At 64.6% G+C, this 21,463-nt stretch carries 16 protein-coding genes; 6 read left to right on the forward strand and 10 right to left on the reverse strand.

The genetic code is table 11. The features are described from left to right. The first annotated feature begins 125 nt into the window (after positions 1-125). Both LB520_RS27175 and LB520_RS27180 read left to right on the forward strand, forming a co-directional pair. Positions 126-1,217: an OmpA family protein gene (locus LB520_RS27175; protein WP_224639976.1), complete on the forward strand. Its 1,092-nt coding sequence runs from the start codon at positions 126-128 to the stop codon at positions 1,215-1,217. A 61-nt stretch (positions 1,218-1,278) separates the two neighbouring features. After that, entirely contained in the window at positions 1,279-2,463 is a 1,185-nt protein-coding gene (locus LB520_RS27180) for a caspase domain-containing protein (RefSeq protein WP_224639977.1), read from the forward strand. Between the two features lie 16 nt (positions 2,464-2,479). Here the strand turns inward: LB520_RS27180 and LB520_RS27185 are convergent, their stop codons facing one another. After that, positions 2,480-3,040 (reverse strand): DUF6931 family protein, encoded by a 561-nt coding sequence (locus LB520_RS27185; RefSeq protein ID WP_224639978.1) that lies wholly within the window; start codon positions 3,038-3,040, stop codon positions 2,480-2,482. A 260-nt stretch (positions 3,041-3,300) separates the two neighbouring features. On the opposite strand from LB520_RS27185, the gene LB520_RS27190 reads away from it, so the two are divergent. Continuing rightward, positions 3,301-3,834 carry an OmpA family protein gene (locus tag LB520_RS27190; protein ID WP_224523530.1) on the forward strand — a complete coding sequence of 178 codons (534 nt, stop codon included), beginning with the start codon at positions 3,301-3,303 and terminating at the stop codon, positions 3,832-3,834. A 228-nt stretch (positions 3,835-4,062) separates the two neighbouring features. Here the strand turns inward: LB520_RS27190 and LB520_RS27195 are convergent, their stop codons facing one another. The 8 genes from LB520_RS27195 to tagH form a co-directional block, all read right to left on the reverse strand. Beyond that, complete coding sequence (locus LB520_RS27195) at positions 4,063-4,278, reverse strand: hypothetical protein (RefSeq protein ID WP_224639979.1); 216 nt, start codon at positions 4,276-4,278, stop codon at positions 4,063-4,065. Between the two features lie 67 nt (positions 4,279-4,345). Continuing rightward, complete coding sequence (locus tag LB520_RS27200) at positions 4,346-6,784, reverse strand: M23 family metallopeptidase (RefSeq protein ID WP_224639980.1); 2,439 nt, start codon at positions 6,782-6,784, stop codon at positions 4,346-4,348. After that, positions 6,781-7,269, reverse strand: coding sequence for a DUF1036 domain-containing protein (locus tag LB520_RS27205; protein ID WP_224639981.1), 489 nt, complete (start codon positions 7,267-7,269; stop codon positions 6,781-6,783). Before LB520_RS27205 ends, LB520_RS27200 begins: the two co-directional genes overlap by 4 nt. 11 nt (positions 7,270-7,280) lie before the next feature. After that, on the reverse strand, positions 7,281-9,833 hold the full coding sequence (locus LB520_RS27210; protein WP_224639982.1) for a serine/threonine-protein kinase: 2,553 nt from the start codon (positions 9,831-9,833) through the stop codon (positions 7,281-7,283). Next, the gene (locus LB520_RS27215; RefSeq protein ID WP_224639983.1) at positions 9,830-10,609 is read right to left on the reverse strand and encodes a PP2C family protein-serine/threonine phosphatase; all 780 of its coding nucleotides are present in this window, start codon (positions 10,607-10,609) and stop codon (positions 9,830-9,832) included. Before LB520_RS27215 ends, LB520_RS27210 begins: the two co-directional genes overlap by 4 nt. Positions 10,610-10,726: 117 nt before the next feature. Next, positions 10,727-14,254 carry a type VI secretion system membrane subunit TssM gene (gene tssM / locus LB520_RS27220; protein ID WP_224639984.1) on the reverse strand — a complete coding sequence of 1,176 codons (3,528 nt, stop codon included), beginning with the start codon at positions 14,252-14,254 and terminating at the stop codon, positions 10,727-10,729. Then, complete coding sequence (gene tssL, locus LB520_RS27225) at positions 14,254-15,789, reverse strand: type VI secretion system protein TssL, long form (protein WP_224639985.1); 1,536 nt, start codon at positions 15,787-15,789, stop codon at positions 14,254-14,256. Before tssL ends, tssM begins: the two co-directional genes overlap by 1 nt. Positions 15,790-16,084: 295 nt before the next feature. Then, positions 16,085-17,164: a type VI secretion system-associated FHA domain protein TagH gene (gene tagH / locus LB520_RS27230; RefSeq protein WP_224639986.1), complete on the reverse strand. Its 1,080-nt coding sequence runs from the start codon at positions 17,162-17,164 to the stop codon at positions 16,085-16,087. 307 nt (positions 17,165-17,471) lie between these two features. Here tagH and tssI point away from each other — a divergent pair, with 307 nt between their 5' ends. From tssI to LB520_RS27245, 3 genes are read left to right on the forward strand one after another with little or no spacing between them, the layout of a single operon-like run. Next, complete coding sequence (gene tssI / locus LB520_RS27235; protein WP_224639987.1) at positions 17,472-19,796, forward strand: type VI secretion system tip protein VgrG; 2,325 nt, start codon at positions 17,472-17,474, stop codon at positions 19,794-19,796. An 8-nt stretch (positions 19,797-19,804) separates the two neighbouring features. Next, complete coding sequence (locus LB520_RS27240; protein WP_224639988.1) at positions 19,805-20,230, forward strand: DUF6484 domain-containing protein; 426 nt, start codon at positions 19,805-19,807, stop codon at positions 20,228-20,230. A 41-nt stretch (positions 20,231-20,271) separates the two neighbouring features. Beyond that, positions 20,272-20,565: a hypothetical protein gene (locus LB520_RS27245; protein WP_224640023.1), complete on the forward strand. Its 294-nt coding sequence runs from the start codon at positions 20,272-20,274 to the stop codon at positions 20,563-20,565. A gap of 34 nt (positions 20,566-20,599) precedes the next feature. Here LB520_RS27245 and LB520_RS27250 read toward each other — a convergent pair whose 3' ends face one another. Further along, positions 20,600-21,457, reverse strand: a complete 858-nt coding sequence (locus LB520_RS27250) for a hypothetical protein (protein ID WP_224639989.1) — start codon at positions 21,455-21,457, stop codon at positions 20,600-20,602. Between the last annotated feature and the right edge of the window lie 6 nt (positions 21,458-21,463).

Raw genomic sequence — 21,463 nt, forward strand, 5'->3', positions numbered from 1 at the left:
GGACTCGGTAGCTGCGGCCGAGTCGTTTATCAAGTCCGCGTAACCGCTCGCCAAGCCGGGGCAAGTGCTCTATGCTCCGATCACATGCCGGTATCGAGATCGGGTTGTCCTGGCGGGGGCGTTCCATGTTCGAAGTCGTCGCATTCTGGCGAAAGATGCGAGTCAAGGCGGCGGCTTTTGGCTTGATCGTTGCCGCCCTGCTGGTCTTCGGATCGCAGGCTGCGAGCGCCGCGCCGAATTGGACGCTCGATCCTTCCGCTTCGGTGCTCACCTACCAGTCGGTCAAGAAGAACACGATCGTCGAGACCAACAAGATCAGGAACATCACCGGCACGCTGAGTTCCGCCGGCGGCGCCAGGATCAGCTTCGACCTCAATTCCGTCGATACGGGCGTCGACCTGCGCAACGTTCGCATGCGTTTCCTGTTTTTCGAGACATTCACCTATCCGACGGCCGAAGTGACGGCGAAGGTGGATCCGGCGGCGTTCGCCGATTTGCCTACCAAGCGCCGCGTGAAGACGACACTGCCGTTCCGCCTCAGCCTGCATGGCGTCGACAAGGATCTCGAGGCAAGCGTCGTCGTCACCATGATCAGCGACACCCAGGTTTCCGTCGCTTCGGAAGCGCCCGTCGCGGTCCATGTCGAGGATTTCGGCCTCCTGCCCAACATCGACAAATTGCAGCAGGCGGCCAACGTGACCAACATCGTGCCCACGGCGTCGGTGTCCTTCGATTTCGTCTTCACCGCCGAAGGCGCCAAGCCGGCCGCCGTGCAGACCGTTGCGGCCTCGACCGCCGAGGTCGGCCCCGTCGCCACCGATGCCGCGAAAGCCAATTTCAGCGACGAGGAATGCCTCAACCGGTTTGCCGTGCTCTCGCGCACCGGCGCCATCTATTTCCGCCAGGCGAGCGCGAGGCTCGACGCCAAGAGCCGCCCGCTGCTGGCGGAGGTCGAGGGCGTCGTCGGCAAATGCCCGGCCCTCAAGGTCGAAGTGTCCGGCTATACCGATTCCGACGGATCGCCCGAGGCGAACAAGGCGCTCTCCGAGCGGCGCGCCCAGGCGGTCGCCGATGCGCTGGTCGCCGACGGCGTTCCGCGCAACCAGATAAGCTCGGCCGGCTATGGCGAGGACAAGCCGGTCGCCGCCAACGACACGCCCAAGAACAAGGCGCTCAACCGGCGGATCGAATTCTCCGCCAGCAAGCTCGCCAACTGAGGTGGCGGTGGGTCCTGGTCCGATCGCCTTTTGCGGTGGCCTGCTTCGCGCTCTGGGAGTTGTGGCGCTTGCCCTGATTCTGACGATGGCCGCCGCCAATGCCGGGCGGCGCGTCGCGCTGGTGCTCGGCAACTCGCAATATCAGCACGCGGCGCCGCTCGCCAATCCGGCGCGGGATGCGCAAGCCATGGCCGATCGGCTCAAGGACCTCGACTTCGAGGTGGTCTCCGGCTTCGACCTCACCAAGCAGCAGACACAGACTACGGTCGCGCAGTTTGCCAAGCAGGTGCGGGGCGCCGACATCGCGCTTTTCTTCTATGCCGGCCATGGCCTGCAGGTCTCCGGCAAGAATTATCTGCTTCCGGTCGACGCCGCGCTCGAGGACGAGACCTCGCTCGATTTCGAGGCCGTCTCGGTCGATTTCGTCCTGCGCCAGATGTCGCGCGAGACCAGCATAAGACTGGTTTTCCTGGACGCTTGCCGCGACAATCCGCTTGCCGACGTGCTGGCGAAGACCGCCGGCATCAAGGGCGCTAGCAGCGGCCTCGCCGAAATTCCGATCGAGAATGGCGGCGCCGGCACGCTTGTCGCCTTCGCCGCAAGTCCGAACCAGCTCGCCTATGACGGTTCGGGCGACCACTCGCCGTTCACCACGGCGCTGCTCCAGCATATCGGCGAAGCCAACGTCTCCATCACCGAAGCGATGAACAGGGTGACCAGCGATGTCTTCAAGGCCACCGCCGGCAAGCAGCGCCCCTGGATCAACGTCTCGCTGACCACCGAGGTCGTCTTGCACAGGATCGATCTCAATGCGCCGCTGATTGTCGGCGAGGCGGGCCCGCCTCAGGCCGAAGCGGGCTCCGGGACGCGCAACACCGGCGCGGCGTCCGGCCAGACCGACGATCAGCTTGCGCTCAATGCGCTGCGTGAAAGAATCCCGAAGCTGGCGACGGACGGGCCGATCTTTTTCGAGCGCCCGGTCAAGTTCGGCGACCCGGCAATCGACGGCAAGAGCATAGCCCAACTGATCAAGGGACAACCGCTTTTCAGTCCGGTCGAAGGCCTCGACAAGTCGGTCTGGCAAGGCAAGCACTGCGACGGCTGCCACGAGTGGAACGAGACCCGCCTCTGCGAGCAGGCGAAGAATTTCGCCGCCAACGACATCTCCGTGCTGCGCCTGCAGCATCCGCTCGGCACGCGCTTCAAGGTCGCTTTGGCCAGATGGGCGCAAGGCGGCTGCAAATGACTGTGTGCGGTAGGCCCTAGTACGCGTCGACCGATTGCCGCTGCGCCTCCATCTCCACGATCTGGATGCCCATATCGACGAAGGCCGAAAGCACGCCAAAACGGTCCGCGGTCGAGACGCGCGCCAGCCCCGCCAGGATTCCGGCGTTGACGGCGTGGGCGGCGGGAAATCCAGTCGACAGCATATCGAAGGCCGGGTCGCGCCACGCCGCGGACAGAGCGATCCAAGCAGCCGGCGTCGTCGGCGACGGATCGACGGCGTCGCCCAGCGCCATGCGATGACGGGGATTGCCAGGCTCGCCGACCCAGTCATTGACGAGCGCCAGCAATTCGAGGTCCCTATCGGCAAGGAGTTCTGAGAGATGGCTCAGGCATTCATGCCCCCACCAGACCGCGGCGCGTTCCGGCAGGAGATAGGCACAGAACGTGACAGCCTCCTCCGGCACGCGCCCGGCGAGCAGGGCGCGGCAGAACTCAAGCGGGGATTGATTGGCGGCCGGCGATTTCATGTCCCGGGCGATCGCGGGACAGGCAAGAAAGAGATCCCTTGCGGTTCTGTATCCGAGTTCGTTGGCCATGGCTGCCAAACCCCGAGAGCCAGCTGACAACCACTCAAGCCGTTAGCCGAGAGCCGGTCAAGCCTAGAGCCGGATGAACCCGTCTCTAAATCAAAGAACTAGAGCATGATGCCGCCCGAAACCGCTTCATATTTTTCGGCATCATGCTCCAGCTTTTAGCAGGTGGCGGCCATCGGCAACGTGCGCTTGTTCACAGACAATCGCTTCAAGATTTGATATGGTGCGCGCCAGCGAAACCCGCTCAAACAGGAGTGACGGTCATGCGGTGGGGCAGCTCAGCCTTGGCATTGGCGACCGTGCTTTTTTCAACGCACGTTTATGCCGATCCGCTACAGAAATCGGAAGACATCGTGAAGTTCTTCGCCGGCCAGGGTAATCTTGGCGCGTCGCGCGGTATCTGCGTCGGAACCGAAGAAGAGTGCAAGAGCAAAGCCGACAAGAACGAGGCGCCCCAAAAGGGCAGCCTCGACATGATGATCAATTTCGCCCTCGATTCGGCCCAGCTCGACCAGACCGCCCGCACGGAGCTGGACGAGTTCGCCAAGGCGCTGAAGGACAATAGGCTGAGCACGTTCAGCTTCGTCGTCGAAGGCCACACCGACGCGACCGGTACGGATCGCTACAACCAGGACCTGTCGCAGCGAAGGGCGCAATCGGTGGCGGCCTTCCTGACAGCGAACGGCGTTCAATCGACCCGCCTCGAGCCGATCGGCCTGGGCAAGTCGCATCCGCGCGTCGCCAATCCCTACGATCCGGTCAACCGCCGGGTGGAAATGCGGATCAGGACGCAATAGGGCGGTCGGCGCCGTTCAGCTCTTAGCGAACTGCCGATGGGCGACTGCCGACAGGCAGGGCTCGCATTCTCGATCAGTTCTAAAGCATGACCCGAAAAGTGGGAGCCGGTTTTCGGGACCATGGTTTAGAGGAAGCAATTTACCACTCGTTTACGATATTAGCGCAGCCTGATATTCGGCCATGCCGGTACAGCGTACATGCCCAAAGAGCCCCAGCGCCGATCCCCCTCAGCGCTGGGGTTTTTTACGCATGATCCATTCGACCACGTTGGGATCGACGTAATCGTCCCCGGTCATGATACGAACCAGCTTCGTCGCGCGCGGTCGCCATTGATCTTCAGGAATCTCATCCTCATCGACCCAGCGCGTGAACGCTTCGCGCATGACGTCGAATTCGAAGCACGAACCGTTTTCGTTGGATTGCTTTTTGACCATGGCCGGCAACGTCGAATCCTCTCAAATGTTCCAGCTCACCGCGCGTCGAAATCGTGCCTTAGCCAAAAGACCACGGTCAGCCGGGTCCCGGCGTATTCTGGATCGAACCTATCAGCGCGGCGATCGCCTGCTTGTATTTTTCGAATTCGGGAGACGTCTGCCGGATTTCGGTCGTGGTCGTCGCCGGCTGGCCCTGATCGGTCACCGCGCGCGGCGCTTTCTGCCCCATTTTCCGCTCGGCCCAGTCCACGACATAACTGGCGGTCTTGCCGGTAAGGAACGGGTTGGCCTGGATGACGGCTGATCCCAGAACCGCGGTCAATTGCGACGAGCCCGGCGCCGCCAGCACCTGATGCGCCCCTTCCATGCCGAGGAAATGGCAAAGATAGAGGCGACCGGCGGTGATCTGGTGGCCGCGGGCGCGCAGATAGGCTTCGCCTTCGCGCGCCAGGTTGCGCACCATTTCGCGCGACAGCGTCGCGTCGTAGCGGAGCGCCAAAAGGTCGGCGGTCGAAAGCGAGCGGGCGAGATCGGGACGATAGGTGTTCATCATGCGGATCCAGGTCTTGGAGATGAACTGGCCGGCGCCGGTCGCCGACGAAAGCGGGTTCTTGGCACGGGCGCTGCCGCCGCTTTCGACGTGCACGATCCGGTCGGTCAGCGTCTCGACGGCGGAATCGCCTGAGCCGCCGGAGCTGACGGAAACGGCGGTGGCGACCGAAGTGACCGTGCCCAGCGGATCGATGGCCTCGCCATTCTGATAGAGTTCGAAATGCAGATGCGGGCCGGTCGAAAGCCCCGTTGTGCCGATATAGCCGATGACGTCGCCGGCCTTCACCTTGGTGCCGACCCCGCTGGCGATGGCGAATTTCTGCATATGCGCATAACGCGTCTCGCGGCCGTTGGCATGCGTGATCTTCACCAGATTGCCGTAGCCGCCGCCATCGCCCTGAAAGGAGATCGCGCCATCGAAGGCGGCCACGATCGGCGTGCCGACCGGAGCCGCCCAGTCGACGCCCTTGTGGATTCGAACCGTGCCGAGGATCGGATGCTTGCGCGGGCCGAAGGTCGAGGTCATCACTCCGGCGACCGGTGTGACCATGCCGTTGGTGACGGTCAGCGATCGCACCTGATCGTCGCCCGTCACGCAGGCATACTGGCCGTCGCTCTGCTGGAAGACGAAACAGTCGAGGCTCTTTTGCGCGCCCTGGACGCCGACATAGAGCACCCGGCCGGAGATCTCGCCCTGGCCGCGCGGCGTCTGCGAGTAGATCAGCACCAGGCGCTGGTCCTCGCTGGCAAAGGCGTCGAGGTCCTGCCCCCGCGACAGATACATGATCGCCTCGCCGATGACGCTGGTCGGCACCTTGTTGCGCGCTGCCGTCGAATAGATCGCGTCGAGCAGGCGGTACTGCCGCTTGGGCCCGCCCTGGTCGGAGGCGCCGGAATAGTTGAACAGATCCTCGCGGACCCAGGGGTCGACGCCCGACACGAAGGCGCCGGCCGCATTGCGCGTCAGTGTGCCGACATAGACATTCTTGGCGTAGATCGAGACCTGCATCAGCGACATCATCGTCGTCTCGCGGTTCGGCCGGAACCCGCGCATGGCCACCACAAAGCCGGGCTCCAGCCCGTCGCGGTTGAACAGCGTCTTCAGCGCCTCGCCCGCAAGCTTCGCGTCGTCGGCGGAGAAATGCGCGTCGAGTGCCACGCTGTCCAGGCTGCGGTCGTTGAGGATCTTCACGAAGGTATCCTCGGTCGCCTCGAAGCGCTGGTATTCGCTGGCGACGGTCGCCACGGTCGTGTTGTTCTCGACCGCGGTCTTCTTGAAAGCCGGGAGCGCGGCTTCCCCCTGGTCGATGGTCTCGCCCCAGCCGGCCTCGGGATCGTCGGCGTCGGCCTTGGGCGCCGGGCCGGCGTCGCTCTCGTCAGGCGCCGCCTGGAGGTCGTTCTCGAGGTCGCCCTGCGGATCGCTCTGTTGATCGTCTGGCGCCGCGGCCGGAGCGGGCGGTGCCGGTTGCTGGTCCTCGGGAATTCCCGAAGGCTTTGGGGCCGCCTGCCGCTGGGCCTGGAAGAAGGCGAAATCCTCCTGCGTCGACGGGATCGTCGTCATGAACTTCTCGCTGGCGCTCAGCATCACGTCGGACAGCATCTCGATTTCCGGCGAAGCCCCGGAACTGTCGAGCTCAGCCGGACGCGCAACGGTCTTGCCCTTAGTCGCGGTGTCGGCATCGGGCGCCAGCGTGATCCACATCGGATCGCCGGCGAGATCAATGATCGCCGGTACATAGACCGAGGCATCGGGGGGCACGTCTTCCATGCTCTCGACGGGATGCAGCTCCTCGTCCTCGTCGCCGAACGACCAATAGTCCTTGGTCAGGTAGAAGCCGGTGGCCAAAGCGACGACGGCGAGCGCTGCGGCCCCTGCAAGGATTCCGCGCCAGAGCTTGCGCCGGCGCTCGGCCAAGCGCGCCAGCTTCTTCTGCCTGAAGCTCGTGTCGATCGAGTGCGTCACGGGCTGCTTCCGGTCAGGAAGTAGGTCCAGCGCACCTGCTCCTGCGTATCGACCTCGACGAAGCGCGCCGCGATATGGCCGCGCTGCCAGCACTCTTCGATGCCACGGATCGAAAAGCGCCGCCGGTCGATGCACATCTCGGTCGATCCGTTGAGGACCGCGTGGCCGAAGACGTCCGTCGCGTAGAGATAGATATAGCGGTTGGTGAGCTCCTCGCGGATGACGTTGACGCACTGGTTGGCGCCGATGGTCCACCAGCCGTCAGTCTGGTCGGCATTGTCGACTTTCTGTCCGACCGCGAGATTGACGACGTCGAGCGTCTGGTTGCAGACGGTGAATTCGGCATGCGCCTTGCCGGGCGAAAGGATCGAGAACAGCGCCGCGCCGAGCAGCGCCGCAAGCGTCATGCGGCCCGGCAATCGGAGCCGGTTACGCTGCTTGCGTGGCGAGGGCTGGTGCAAATAACGCAGGCGGCGAAGGTCCATCGGCGTTCATGCTATCCGCCAAGCCGGAAATAGGTGGCCGTGGCGGAGAACTGCGATCCATCAGCCTCGATCTCCTCGAGGATCCTCGGCAAAAGCTCCGAAGCCGGCGTCGGTCTGGAGAACATGGCAGCCTGGATGTCCTTGGGGCCGGTGATCACCAGCATGATCTGCGGCACCGCCTTGCCGGCTGCTTTGTCCGCGGCAGCGAGACCGATCGGGATGTTGAAGGTCACCTTGTCGGTCTGCGGCACCATGCGGTCATCGAGATTGAAGGCGATGCCCTTGTGGTCGATCAGCATGATGTTCGAGACAAGCCCGCCGCCCGTATACAGCGCGCCGCTGACCGGCGATCCGTCGGGGACCGATGTCCGGTCGAGGACAAGCTGTGGCTTTGCAGCCGAGCTTCGGTCGAGGAAGCGAAGGAAGGTGGGCACGCCGCACTGCAGCGGGGTGATCAGGCGCACGCTGATGTCCGGCTCGACATGGAACCTCGTCTGGAAATCGTTGAGCAATTGTTCGAAGGGCTGCACCGCCGTTGCGTATCCCTCGATCGTCGGGGTGGCGCCAGGTCCGGAAGTGACGTTCGCGTAAAAACAGCTGCCGCCGCTGAAATCACGCACCCAAGAGCGCTGGTCGTTCCACTTGATCATGTCGTCTTCCGCTGAAGGAAGCGCCGGCTTGGGCACATTGATGGCAACGTCGGTGTTGTCGGGCTGCTTGGCCGCCGGTGTCTGCGCTTGCTGCGCTGGTTGTGCCGGCGCGATCGGCGTTTCCGGCTGACTAGGTGTTGGGGTCTGCGCCTTCGGCTCGGCCGGCGGAGGCGTCGGCTGCGTCGATGCCTGGCTTTGCGAAGCTGGAGGTGGGGAAGCCGCCGGCTTGGGCAACTTGGAAAGCATCTCCACGAGCTCTTTTACGCTCGGCTTGGCCGCCGGCGGATTTGCCTCTTGCGCCGGCTTGTTCTCAGCCGCCTGGCTCGGTTCCGGCGTCTTGGCCGCCGGCTTGCCTACACGCTGCACCGGCTTCTGGCTTTCGGCGGCCGCTGGCGCGGGAGCCGGTGCAGGCGTCGGCGATTGCGCCGCCGGCGGTCGCGCCGGTTTGGTCTCGACCTGTGGGAGATGCGGTTGGCTGTTGGCCTCGCTCTCCGGCTGAATGGCAGGCGGGGCCGGCTTCTCGGCAGGCGCCTTGGCCTCCGCATCGGGTTGGACAGGCGGCTTCGCCGTCTCGATGGTGGCGGCGCCGTCAGGCTTCGGCGCCTGCGGCTGAGCCGCGGCCGGTGCCTGCGTCTGAGGTTTCGGCGCCTCCGGTGGCTGCGCCTCGGCCACCGGCTTGGCGGCTTCGGCGACCGGCTTCGGCGTCAGTGGCTTGGGTGTTACCGTTGCCGGCGGGGGCGCCAGGACACCGCTGAAATAAACGCCGCCCCCAACCAGCACAGCGAGAGCCGCGACCCCGCCGGCAATGGCGGGCATGCGCGAAGTCTTTTTGGGTGCGGTCGGTGCGGTCGGTGCGGGCGCTCTGGCCGGGGCGGCTGCCGGCGCGGGCCGTGGCTCCGACAGATATGCGGGACGCACATGCTCAACGAAGCGGGGCTCGCCGGGAGACGCCGGCGGCTGCGGTGTGGAATCGGGCAGCGCCGTCCAACCGGCGCGCGGCAGGCCGGAGCGTTCGCGTGCCCCAAACGACACCGGCGGCGGCAGTGTCGCCTCGAGATCCTCGCCGCGCGACGCCCGGGCGATCTCGGCCATGCTGGCCGGCCGGTCGCGCGGATCCGGCTGCAGCATGGCTTCGATCAGCTCGCGGAAATCGGGATCGATATCCGACAGGTCCGGCACCGCCCGGCGCTTTTCGATGACCTCATATTGTGACCCGCTCATGTCGAGCGGCTTTCCGCGCAGCGCCGCGGCCAGCACCAGGCCGAGGCTGTAGATGTCGGATTGCTCGCTCACCTCGCCGCCATAGAGGCCGAGCTGTTCGGGCGAGACGTAATTGTATTTGCCGGCGAACTTGCCTCCGATCAGCGTTTCTCCGCCAACGGTGGCCGACCGGGCGATGCCGAAATCGATGATCTTGGCGCGCTCCACCCGACCGCCGGGCAGGATGATGTTGTCCGGCGAGAGGTCGCGGTGGACAGCGCCTGCCTGGTGCACCGCGGCGAGCCCCGAGGCGAGGCGATGGCAAAGCCGGCGCACATCATCCCCCGGCATCGGCCCGCGGCGCATGACGTCGAACAGCGACTGGCCGTCCACGAACTCCATCGCAAGATAGGGACGGCCGATCCCCGGATCGATGGTGAAGACGTGGTAGCGCACCACCGCGTCATGCGACAGATGGTTGAGGATCGATGCTTCCTTGCGGAACAGCGACAGGATCGTCTGGTCGCGGGCGAATTCGGGCAGCACGATCTTGATCGCCACATGGTCGCCGGTCTGGATGTTGTGGCCGCGATAGACTTCGCCCATGCCGCCGGAGGCGATCCTCTCGTCGAGCTCGTAGATGCCGCTGAGCTGCGTGCCGACACCCGTATAGGTGACGTTCGTCGACAGCCGTGTCTTGTCGTCGTCGCTCATCCGGCCAGGCCCTCTGCCGCGGACCGATCCGAATGGAGCGCACCGCTCTGCCCGTCGCCGATCTTCACGAGCACGATAGTCACATTGTCGGTTCCGCCGCGCGCCAGCACGGTTTTCAAGAGGTTCTCGCATGCCGTCCGCGGCGTGGCGGATCTGACCGCGGCCTCGATCTCGGCGTCGCTGACATGCGCGGTCAATCCGTCGGTGCCCAGAACGAAGACATCGCCCGCCATCAGCTCGCCCTGCTGGAAATCGATCTCAAGCTCGTCGCTGACGCCGATCGCATGCGTGATCACGTTGCGGCGCGGCCAGACGCGCGCTTCCTCGGCGCTGATCATGCCGCGGTCGAGCAATTCCTGCACCTCGGTGTGATCCTTGGAAACCTGGAAGATCGAGCCGTTGCGGACGAGATAGATGCGGCTGTCGCCGGCCCACAGGCAGGCGAAGCGCCCATCCATGGCAAGCAGGGCCGCGAAAGTGGAGCCGATGGTGATGCCGCGCGAGCGCGATATGTTGCGAATCTCGGCGTTGGCGCGGCTGAGCCTGTCCTCGAAGCGGGCACGAAGATCCGGCGCCGAGCTCGCAATTCCGATCGTCGCGAGATGGTCGACGATGCTGGCCGAGGCGACTTCGCCGGCCTCATGGCCGCCCATGCCGTCGGCCACCACCCACAGCCCGGCCTGCGGCTCGATGAGGTAATTGTCTTCATTGTGGTCGCGCACGCAGCCCTTGTGGCTCACGCCGAAGCTGTCGATGGGGAGGGCGACAGTGCTCAATTTGCCACCAAGCGCTCAGCAGGCGTCCTCTGTGACCAGCCATGGGCCGCGTGCCCAGGCCACTCTGCCACAAGCGCATCTATTAGAGTACCGAAATGAAGGCTGGGACCGACCATCTCAGAACGCCTTCGGACAGCTGAAGCCGGACAAGGCCGGCAGCAGCAACGGATTGGCGCCCGAGCCGGCCTGGATGGTGTAGGCGACATCGCGTCCGCCGATCACGAAGCGCGCTTCGGTGTTGGCGCCGTCGCCGGTGATGGTTGCTTTGTCGAAAAGCCGCTTCAATGCCCATGGTCCTTCAAATTTGAGCGCGGACTCCCGGCCGGGCATTTCCGGCACGAGGCTGAGGCTCGCCGATCCGGAAGCGGCGCCGCTCGGCCATGTCACGATGCTCGGCGCGTTGCCGGCCTGGGCGCTCTGGACCGTCTGCCCGTCGACGTCGAGCAAAGCACTGTCGACTTCGCTGTTCAATGAGGTGGGCGTTATGGTGATGGACACCGAGGGCACCGAGCCACCGGAAGGGAAAAAGGCGCTGCGGATTTCCGCCGCCGACTGGAACGCCTTCAAGGTCGACTTGGCCAGGTCGCGGCTGGAACGGGCGTCCTGCTTCCAAGTCCACTCCTGGCCGGTCATGTCGATCAGCGGCGCGAGGTTCTGCGCGAAGAACCGGTCCATCAGGCCGCCAGGCGCGAACAGCTTGGTGAAATCCGCCATCGAGATCTCGTCGGTGCCGTCGCGTGTGAAGGGATAGCGGCCGTTGACTGCCTCCTCGCAGACGCGCGTCACCGTCTGGTCGAGGCTCTGGTTGAGGTTGGCGACGGAGGCCTCGGCGACATTGCCTTCGAGTTCGTCCGCCGCCGCGTTGACCATGCGCGCCAGCGGCTTCGGCAGGCGCGAGACATTGGCCCTTAGCGTCGAGATCTGCAGCTGCAAATTGGCGTTGACGCGCTCGGTCTGCGTCGGGACATCGGCCGCGAGCCTCAGGCTCTGGAAGATGTCGTGGAAGTTCTGTGTCAGCGCATCGAGCGGCCGGCGCCCGGCGGCCCCGCCGACGAGCGCCTGGAACGAGCGGAACTGCGCCTCGACGCTCGCGCCGGCATTCTGCACGACGGCCGAGCTAGCGCCGGCGCGGCTCTGCGACTTGCCGCCGGCGATCTGCAGGCCGATGCGGGCCAGGCCCTTGGCCATGCTGGCGGGATCCGGCTGCGCCGTGCCGATATCGCCCTCGGCGCCGCTGTCCTTCGTCAATGCGGTTTCATCGGCGATCGCGGTGAAGAGCTGGTCGAGGGGCGACTCCGGCGCCGCGAGGGCGGAGAGCGCCAGATATTGCGGCTTGTCCTTCAGCATCGCCTTGAGCTTCAGCTGGTCGAGCACGCCGTTCCAGGCGGCGGCGAATTCCTTGCCGTAGCGGTCGATGAGCTCGGGACCGAGCCTGGGCAGGTCCTGGTCGATGCCGCCCTGTTCGCCGCCGCCGCCGAGCACCCATTGGTCGTCGACGAGCATCTGCGCGATGCGCGAGAGCTGCGGCAGGAAGAAGCGATTGAACCCGGCGCGCGTGTAAAGACCGGGGACGTGAAGATCGGCGAGCTCACTGCCATCCGTGCGCTCGAACAGCAGCTGCGCTTCCGGACCGGCTTTCGCGGCGATGGAGAAATCCTGCAGCTTTGCCGCGTAAACCGCCGACTTGATCTGCGCCGAAGCGCGGTCGGCGAGGCTCATGCGTCCGAGCGAGCGCTGCGCGGCCTCGACCAGCGGCTGGTTGAGCGCGAAGGTCGGATCATAGGCGTCGTCAAGCGCAAGCATCGCGCGCAGATGCTTTTCGAGCTGCGCGCGGCCTTCGCGGTTGTTCTCGCCGGGGTAGCGGTTCTCCTCCCAGTCCTGCTTCATCCAGGAGACGATCAGCTCGTCGTCGACCTTCGGCGCCTTGCCGCCCAGCATCAGGTAGATCTTGAGCGGCTCGTAGAGCGCGATCGGATCGGCCATCCTGGCCTGGATCGTCCGCTCGGCCTGCACCAGCAGCCGCGAGCGGAAGGTCCGCTCCAGCGCCTGCCGGTAGGCCGTCTTAGAGGCCGACAGCAGCCGCTCGCGCTGGCTGAGCCCGAACGTCTCCTCGATCGGCTTTCCCTGGTCGCTATTTTCGAACCCGGCCGGCAGGTTGCGCAGCTGGTCGAGCGGACCGATGACGTTTTCGAGGTCGACGTCCGTCACCGTGGTGCTCTTGAGCAGGCTATCGGCGCTGTCGCGATAATGCGCCATGGCTTGGCGTGTGGAAGCGATCAGCGCCTTGTTGGCGAAGAAGCTGAGGCCAAGCATGCCGAGCGCCGCCACTGCCGCCAGCGCGATCGCGGCCAGGCCGCCGAACCTGGCGAGCTTCGCGCGCCGCTCGGCCGCCCGGTCGAAGGACACCCAGCCCGATTCCGGGAAGATCACATTGGCCAGCAGGTCGTGCAGGAAGAAGCTCTTGCCGGCACCGGAAAGATGCGCCTGCGAGGCATCGCCGAAACTGCGGCCGATCGCGCCCAGCACCTGGTCGAAGGGCGTCCCTTCCTGCGTGCCGGACGAGAAATAGAGCCCGCGCAGGCTGACATTGACCTGCGACCTCGATGTGTCGAACAGGCTGCCGACAAACTGCGTTATCCGGTTCTTCAGCGCGCCGAACTGGGCCGGGAAGCCGAACAGCGCGATCCGCGCCACCGGGTCGGGCTCTTCTTGCAAGCGATCGGCGACTTCTTCGGCGAGCCGCTTCGCCAGTTCATCGAAGGCTGCGGGCGCCTCGCCGGCCATGTTTTTGGTGCGGTCGGCGGTCTGGAACGTCGCGCCCCACACCTTGCGCCTGCGCGCCTCATCGAAATCGCCGAAATAATCCATGAAGCCGCAGATGAGATCGGCCTTGGTGAAGAGCAGATAGACCGGGAACTGGACCTTCAGCGTCTCGTGCAGCTCGCGCAGGCGGCTCCTGATCTCGGTGACGTGCGCGTCGAGTTGCCGGTCGTCGAAGCCGATCAGGTCGGCAAGGCTGATGGCGAGGATCACGCCGTTGATCGGTTGCGCGGTGCGGTGCTTCTTGAGCAGTCCCAGGAAGGCGAGCCAGCTTGCCTTGTCGTGCTCACGGTCCGATTCCTGCGTCGTGTAGCGGCCGGCCGTGTCGATCAGCACCGCCTCGTCGGTGAACCACCAGTCGCAGGATCGCGTGCCGCCGACGCCAGCCAGCGGCTGCGCGCTGCCGGAGCCGGCAAGCGGGAACTTCAGCCCGGAATTGACCAGCGCCGTCGTCTTGCCGGCGCCTGGCGGGCCGATGATGATGTACCAGGGAATATCATAGAGGAAATTGCGCTTGCCGCTCGTCCGCTTCAGCGTCGCGATGGCTTCGCTCATGCGCGCTTCAAGCACCTGCGAATCGTCGTTGCGCTCGTCGCTGCGCACGATGGCGGTTTCGAGCGCCTTTTGCGCCTTGCGCCGCTGCCAGAAGCGGACCCCGTAGAACAGTGCGAGTGCCACGATGGTGACGCCGATGATGGTGGCCCTGAGCCACACAGGTCCAAGCGGGCGCGTATCGGCGAAGCGGATCAGCGGCCCGGCATACCAGACCGCCGCCGAGAAACCGGCAAGCGCGGCCAGGCTGAAGATACGCAGCATCCAGCGCATCAGTCGCCGTTCTCCGCCGCCGCGCTCGCCTGCAGGGTCTCCTGTTTCGGGATCATCACATCGACGCGGCGGTTCTTGGCGCGGCCTTCCGCAGTGCCATTGTCGGCGATCGGTTCATCCTCGCCCCTGCCGTCGGCGCTCAGCCGCGACGGGTCCTTCAACTGCTTGGCCATCATCGCCTGGACGGCCTTCGCCCGGGCAACGGAAAGATCGAAATTCGATTTGAACGTGCTCGATTTCTTCGGCTCCACATTGTCGGTGTGGCCGATGATATTGATGGGTCCCGCTTCAGCATCGAGCGCCGTGGCGATGTCGGCGGCGACAGGCTGGAACTGCGGCTTCAGCTCCGCCTGGCCGGGCGCAAACAAAAGCTGGTTGTTGATCTCGACGACGATGAACTCGCCCTTCTCGCCGACGCTCAGTCCGCCGCCGGCGATCTCCTTGGCAAGTGCGGCGCGGATGCGGTCGATCTGGGTGGTGTCCGGAACCGCGGGCGGCGGCGGGCTGGCTTGCGCCGGCTCAGTGGGCGCCGCCACGCTGGCGCGCTCGATGGTGACGGGCGTCGATGGGTTGAGCGCCAGCAATTCGCCGGCGGTCGCGTCGCCTTCGTCGGTGATCAGCACCCGCAGCCCGAAGAAGGCCGCTGTCACCAGCGTCGCCGCGGCGGCCGCTGCCGCCCAGAGCGGCAGCTGCGCCCTTGGCTTTGGCAACGCCGCCGCCATGCCTTGCCAGCGTGGCGAGACGTCGTCGTTGGCGCGCGGCTTGAGGTAGCGCAGCGTGTCGTAGACGTCGCGCCGGACGCGTTCGAGCATGTTTCGTTCGCCTGTCAGCCCCCGATACTGGCCTTGGAAGCCGAGCGACAGGCAGGCATGCATCAGTTCGAGCAGGTCGTAATGCGCTTCCGGCTTGGCGAGAATGTTGTTCAACGCTCCATAGAAGCCCGTGCCCGTCGGCTGGGTGTGGAAGAACCGCGCCGCCAGGCTGTGCTGAAGCCAGCTGTCCTTGTCCGGCCAAGGTAGATTGCCGACGAGGTCGTCGGCGGTTTCGCAAAGGGCGAACTTGGCGATGCGGGCGTCTTCCTCGGCTACGCCGGCTTTGGCGATCGCGCGGTCGAAAGTCTCGATCGCGTCGGCGATACGCTCCGCCAAGGGTGCGGCTTGCCGTTCGACCGGCATCAGCCGCAATTGGCCGAAGAGCATCAGCAGCGGCGCCGCCGCGGCAAGGATCGGATTTGCCGCGACATATCGCACGCCCTCGGCGGCGGCGAGCACGGCGTCCTGCGGCAGCCCCGGCGTCGCATTGTCCACCGCTCCCGGGGCAGGTCCCTGAAACAGCACCGTTCCGGACGACCAGCCGGTTGGCATCTGTCGGCCGCCGCCGGGGTCGAACACTGTCGCCTCGCGGGCAGGCGATGGAGCAGGACGTGCGCCTTCCGGACCGGATCTCTCGGGAGCCGCAAGCGGCTTCTGCTTCGGCCGCGGCGCGCGGATGACGGTTCTATCCGCCGGCCTGGAAGGATCGTCCTTGGAACTCATCGGCGACGACCCGCCCTCGAATTGCAATGAGCAGGTTTTGGCCCGGGGGAACGCGTTCCAGCCTGAGCCTCGGCGGCGCACCGCATGGACAGGCTCATCTCGCCGAAACATGACATTGCTGCACACGCCCCAAGCCACGCCGCTTTGCCCGCCGGGCAAGCGTCCCCAGGCATTCTAGTCGCCCGGATACCCAATTGAAACGGCCCGTCGATTGAAATCGGAGAGCAAGATGCTCGAAGAGGCGGCTTCTTCTATGAGACCCGTCACATACGGCCGGCGCGGCCGTGCCGTGCGGCTATTTCTGCTTGTCGGCCTTGGCGTAGGCTTCGGCGAAATAGGCGAGGAAGACATCCAGCATGCCGTTCTCGTGCTTGTCTTCCATCGTCCGCCAGGTCGCGACAAGCGCATCCCAGGCCTGACTCTTCCTGGACGAGAAGGAAGCCGGCGGGATCTTCCTGGCGATCGCCTCCGGCGATAGGTCGTCAAGCAGCCGCGACAGCGCGGCCTGCATGGCGGCATAGGTCGCGATCTCATGGGTCTTCAGGTCGCGGAACGCATCCTCGACGCTGCGCCTGGCATCGAGATAGCCGGCTCTGCGCTTGGCGAACATGATCTCCAATATGTCGTCGGTGCCCGGCACGAATTTCAGCGGGTTGTTGTCCTCCGCGCCGATCATCGTGCGGTGCGCGCTCTTGGCGAGCACCTTTGCCGCCGCGCGCGCCTTGAGGAGCAGGGATAGCTGCTCGACCGTGGTCCTCAGCACGGAGCCGATCTCGGCCGCGATATCGTGCGGGTCGCGCGATTGCAGCAAGTCAGGCGCGATGCCCGCCGCCCTGGCGATCTCCCGCAGCATCGCGTCCGCTTCGGCCGGCCGATTGGCCGGCACGGCCGGACCGGGCTGCGGGGCCGAGGACCTGGAGACGGGCGCCGCCCCGGTCGACCACTGTTCCACCGGAGTGAAGAACGGCTCATGGCCAGGATCCGGCGGGCCGCCCGTCGAGGGCGGCAGCTTGCGCTGCGTCGATCCTGTCCTGGCCTGCGGATGTCCGGTCGCGGCCCGTTCGTCTTCGATCGAAACGCCGACGACGTAGCGGCCGATCAGCAGCCGGTCGCCCTGGGCCAGCCGATGCGGCCCAGCCATGCGCTGGCTGGACCCGTTGATGAAAGTGCCGTTGCGCGAGACATCGTAGAGCCAGAACGAACCCGCCTGGTAGCGGACCTCGCAGTGCCGGCCCGAAATGAACTTGTCCGGGTCCGACAGCGTCCAGTCGCAATTCTCGCGACCGATCTCGAAGCTGCGGTCGCGGGCGGCATAGCTGGCGGCGGTGCCGGCCGGCAGCCTGTCGACATTGCTGATCTGGAGCGAGATGAACATCCGGAAGCGTCGCCCAACTTGGTCAACAAATGCTTATTTTCCGCGCAATTCCAGGGGGAAACGCCAACGCAGCTTTCCTGGAAATGCTCTGGCATTCTAGCAGCTTGCGAGCGCGGCGGGAGAGCAGCGTTTCACACCGGCGCACGGGGCGGTTTAGCCACGGCTGTTATTTGGCCGCCGCCAAACATATGCTAGGCTGAAAGCGGTCCGGTGCGGTGGGCGTGAAAAGTTCCCGAACGTGATGCGGTTAACATAGCGGGGGCTTCAATCCATCATACTGGCGGCCGCGTCCAGGAGGGGCACGACCATGCCGAACGAACGCGCCACGGTTGTGCAGACGCCGGCGGGCGCCGACCTGACCTTCACCCATCTCATCGGCCGCGATGAGATCAGCCGCTGTTTTGCCTATACGGTCGGCTTCGTCTCGAAGAACCGCGACATCGACCCGTTGAAGATGCTGGGCGGCGTCGTTTCGGTCGAGGGCGAATCCGATCCGAAGCGCTGGTTCAGCGGCCTTGCGTCGGATTTCAAGCTGACCCGCATCGAGGACCGGCTGGCCTTTTACGAGGCGACCGTCAGGCCATGGCTCTGGTTCCTCGGCAACACCACCGATTGCCGTATCTTCCAGAACATGACGGCGGTGGAGATCGTCGAGAAGATATTCTCGAAATACGGCATCGCCAAATTCGAGAAGCGGCTGCAGGGGTCCTATCCCCAGCGCGAATATTGCGTTCAGTACGACGAGAGCGATCTCGATTTCGTGCAGCGGCTGCTCGAGCACGAAGGCATCTTCTATTTCTTCGAGCATGACGAGGGCAAGCACACGCTCATCCTCTGCGATGCGATGAGCAAGCTGAAGCCGGCGCCCGGTTACGAGAAGGTGCTTTACAATTTCGAGGGCCAGGCCTCGCGGCGCGATGTCGAATACATCACCGAGTGGATTCCGGGCAGCGCGGTGCGCCCGGGCGCCTATGCCCATACGGATTATGATTTTGAGAAGCCCGGCGCCGATCTGATGGCGAAATCCGCCCAGCCTTTCGCCCACAAGGAGGCTTCGGGTGAGAATTATCGCCAGCCCGGCGCGCATCTGGATGTCGGACGCGGCGACAAGATCGCCGGGATCCGCCGCGAGGAACTTCAGGCAGTGCATCAGCACAGCACGGCGGTGGGTACCGTGCGCGGTCTTTTTTCCGGCTGCAAGTTCACGCTGGAAAGCTTTCCGCGCGACGACCAGAACCAGGACTATCTGGTGGTCAGCGCCGAATATCGCCTGTTCGACCCGGGCTACCGGACGCAGAACGAGGCCCACAGCGAGAATTTCAAGGTGGTGCTCGGCGTTGCGCCCACCAAACTGCCCTACCGGCCGGCGCGCATCACGCCGCGGCCGATCATGCGCGGCCCGCAGACGGCGACCGTCGTCGGCCCTTCGGGCGAGGAGATCTTCACCGACAAATATGCGCGGGTGAAAGTGCAGTTCCACTGGGACCGGCTCGGCAAGAAGGACCAGAACTCTTCCTGTTTCGTGCGCGTCTCGCAGACCTGGGCCGGCAGCAACTGGGGCTTCATCCAGATCCCGCGCATCGGCCAGGAGGTCATCGTCGATTTCATCGAGGGCGATCCGGACCTGCCGATCATCACCGGCCGCGTCTATAACGCTTCGCAGATGCCGCCCTATGGGCTGCCCGGCAACGCCACGCAGTCCGGCTGGAAGTCGAATTCCTCGAAAGGCGGCGGCGGCTACAACGAGCTGATGTTCGAGGACAAGGCGGGCTCCGAGCTGGTCAACTTCCAGGCCCAGAAGGACCATCACCTGCTGATCAAGCACGACCGCAACAAGACGGTCCAGCACGACCAGTCCGACCGCATCGACCATGACGCGAAGCACTCCGTCGGCCATAACCTCGACGAGGACGTCGGCAACAACAAGACCGTCAAGATCGGCGTCGACCAGACGACGAACATCGGGTCGAACGACACCGAAACGGTGGGCAAGAACAGGTCGCTGACGGTGGGCGCCAACGAGACGATCAGCATCGGCGCCAATTCGACCGAGACGATCGGTCAGAACCATTCGCAAACCGTCAGCCTCGTGCAGACCATCACCGTTGGGGCGGCTCGTGTCGACACGGTCGGCGCGGCTGAGCAGCGCAGCGTCGGCGGCCCACAGATGAACGATATCGGTGCCACGCGGTCGGTGACTGTCGGAGCGGGCCAGAGCCATACCATCGGCGCCAGCGACACCTGGGAGATCTCGGTTGACCAGACCGTTCAGACCGGCGCCGACCAGGTCTTCAAGATCGGCGGAGCCCACAGCACCGAGATTGCCAAGGAGCGCGGCGCAAAAGTCGGAACAGACGATTCGACCGATATCGGCGGCGCGCGCAGCACAAAGGTCGCCAAGAAGGATATGCTCGATATCGGCGAAGACGGTCTCATAAAGGTCGCCAAAGGCATGACCATCACCGCCGGCGAGCAGATCATCTTCAATTGCGGGTCGTCGTCCATCACCCTGAAGAAAGACGGCGAGATCACCATTAGTGGCAAGGACATCATCGTGAAAGCATCGGGCAGCGTGAATGTGAAGGCCTCCAGCGACATCACGATGAAGGGCTCCGAGATCAAGCAGAATTGAGACCCAGCATGGCGAAGGTCATTGATCGTATCGACGGCGTGGTGATCGGTGTCTTCCTGGGCTTCGGAGACGATTCCCCGCTCGTCGTGTTCCCTGGAAATCCCGAGGAAACCGCAATCGCGGCACGCACGTTGACCGATCTGTCGGCTGGTATGATCGGGACCGAGGTCGCTTTGCTGTTCCAAGACGGGGACCCCGCCCGTCCATTGATCGTCGGCCGCATCGTCGAGCCCAGCCGGCCCGACAGCGCCGCACTGATCGTGCGCGATGGAGAGACCGTCAGGATCGTTGGTAAGGAGCGCGTCGAGCTGCGCTGCGGCAAGGCGGCCATCGTGATGGAGAAGGATGGCCATATCACCATCCGCGGCACCTACGTCACAAGTCACGCCAGTGTTACGAATAACATCCGCGGGGGCTCGGTGAATCTCAATTGAGCAAGTTCGTCCTGGAAAAGATCGTTCGCCAGCATGCGGAGATGGCGGCGTTCCTTTGGTCCGTCTATGACCGCCACCTGCTGCATCCGGAGGAGAACCCTGAACTTGACGCGGTCAGGATTGCCCGGCTGATTGAACGCCTCGAGGCGCATCTCGACGGGCTGCGCGTCGCCGGCGAGGCGGGCCTGAGGATTGCCAGGGAGCGCTATGACGAGTTCCCTGAACAGGGGGAGCTCTTCGTGCTGAGGATGCTATCCGTGGCCGAGCCGCCGCGCATCCTCGATCTCGACCTCGACAGGGTGCGGACTTACCTTCGCTCGGGGCCGGGCGCGTGACCGCGACTGCAGCCGCCAACCGGAACAGAGCCGATCAGATATTCGCCACAAGCGGCACGTTGATCCACTGGCCGTTCTCGTATCTGTCGACTCCGCGCCCGTACTGCTTCCACAATTGGCTCCCGTCGCATGTCAGCCTGATCGCCGGCGTGGTCTCGAAAACCGACAACGTCGTCCCCTTCAATTCGAGGATCTCCTCGTTTGCCGCGATCAGGATCCTGTTGTCCCAGCGGACCGTGTTCATCAGTGTTTCCGTTCGGCCTTCGACGTCGAGTTGCCTGAGCTGGTCAGCATTGCCCATCAAGGCCGTGGCGTTCCATCCAGTCACCAGTATCGTGTCCCTGGACAGCGCGAACACCGATGTCAGGCTTGCATTTGTCGGCACGTCGATTGTTTGAAACGCGCCATTGGCGACATAGGCCAGAAAACCGTTGTCGCCCGTCGCCATCATCTTGCCTTCGCCCTCGAGCGCCAGATCGAACAGATAGGTGTCGTCGTCATTGGGCGTGATCTCTACCCAGGCCGGGTCCTGCCAAAGACAGATGACACCTTCCGACGTCAGGCCGTGAAGTCGGCCGCCGACGACGCGCAGGGCGTTTATTCGTGGCACCGGATCGCCGACATCCGGCAGGTCCCTCCATTCGCCGTCGCGCAGCCGGTAGAGACCGGAATAGCCGTCCACCGCGAACAGCGAGCCGTCGAGCCACGCAATCCCGGTGATTTCGATGCCGAAGTCACGGATCAGGGTGGCGACATCGTTTTGCACCGAAAACAGCAGCGTTCGATCCGCGTCGACCGGTCCGTCGCCGATCGGGTGCGCGATGACGTAGGCGCCGGTCTCATGCAGCGCGATGCAGGTCGGATACAAACCGCCAGGTGTCTGGTACTTCATAGCTTA

Source organism: Mesorhizobium sp. CA12, assembly GCF_020165255.1.
Classification (GTDB): Bacteria; Pseudomonadota; Alphaproteobacteria; order Rhizobiales; family Rhizobiaceae; genus Mesorhizobium.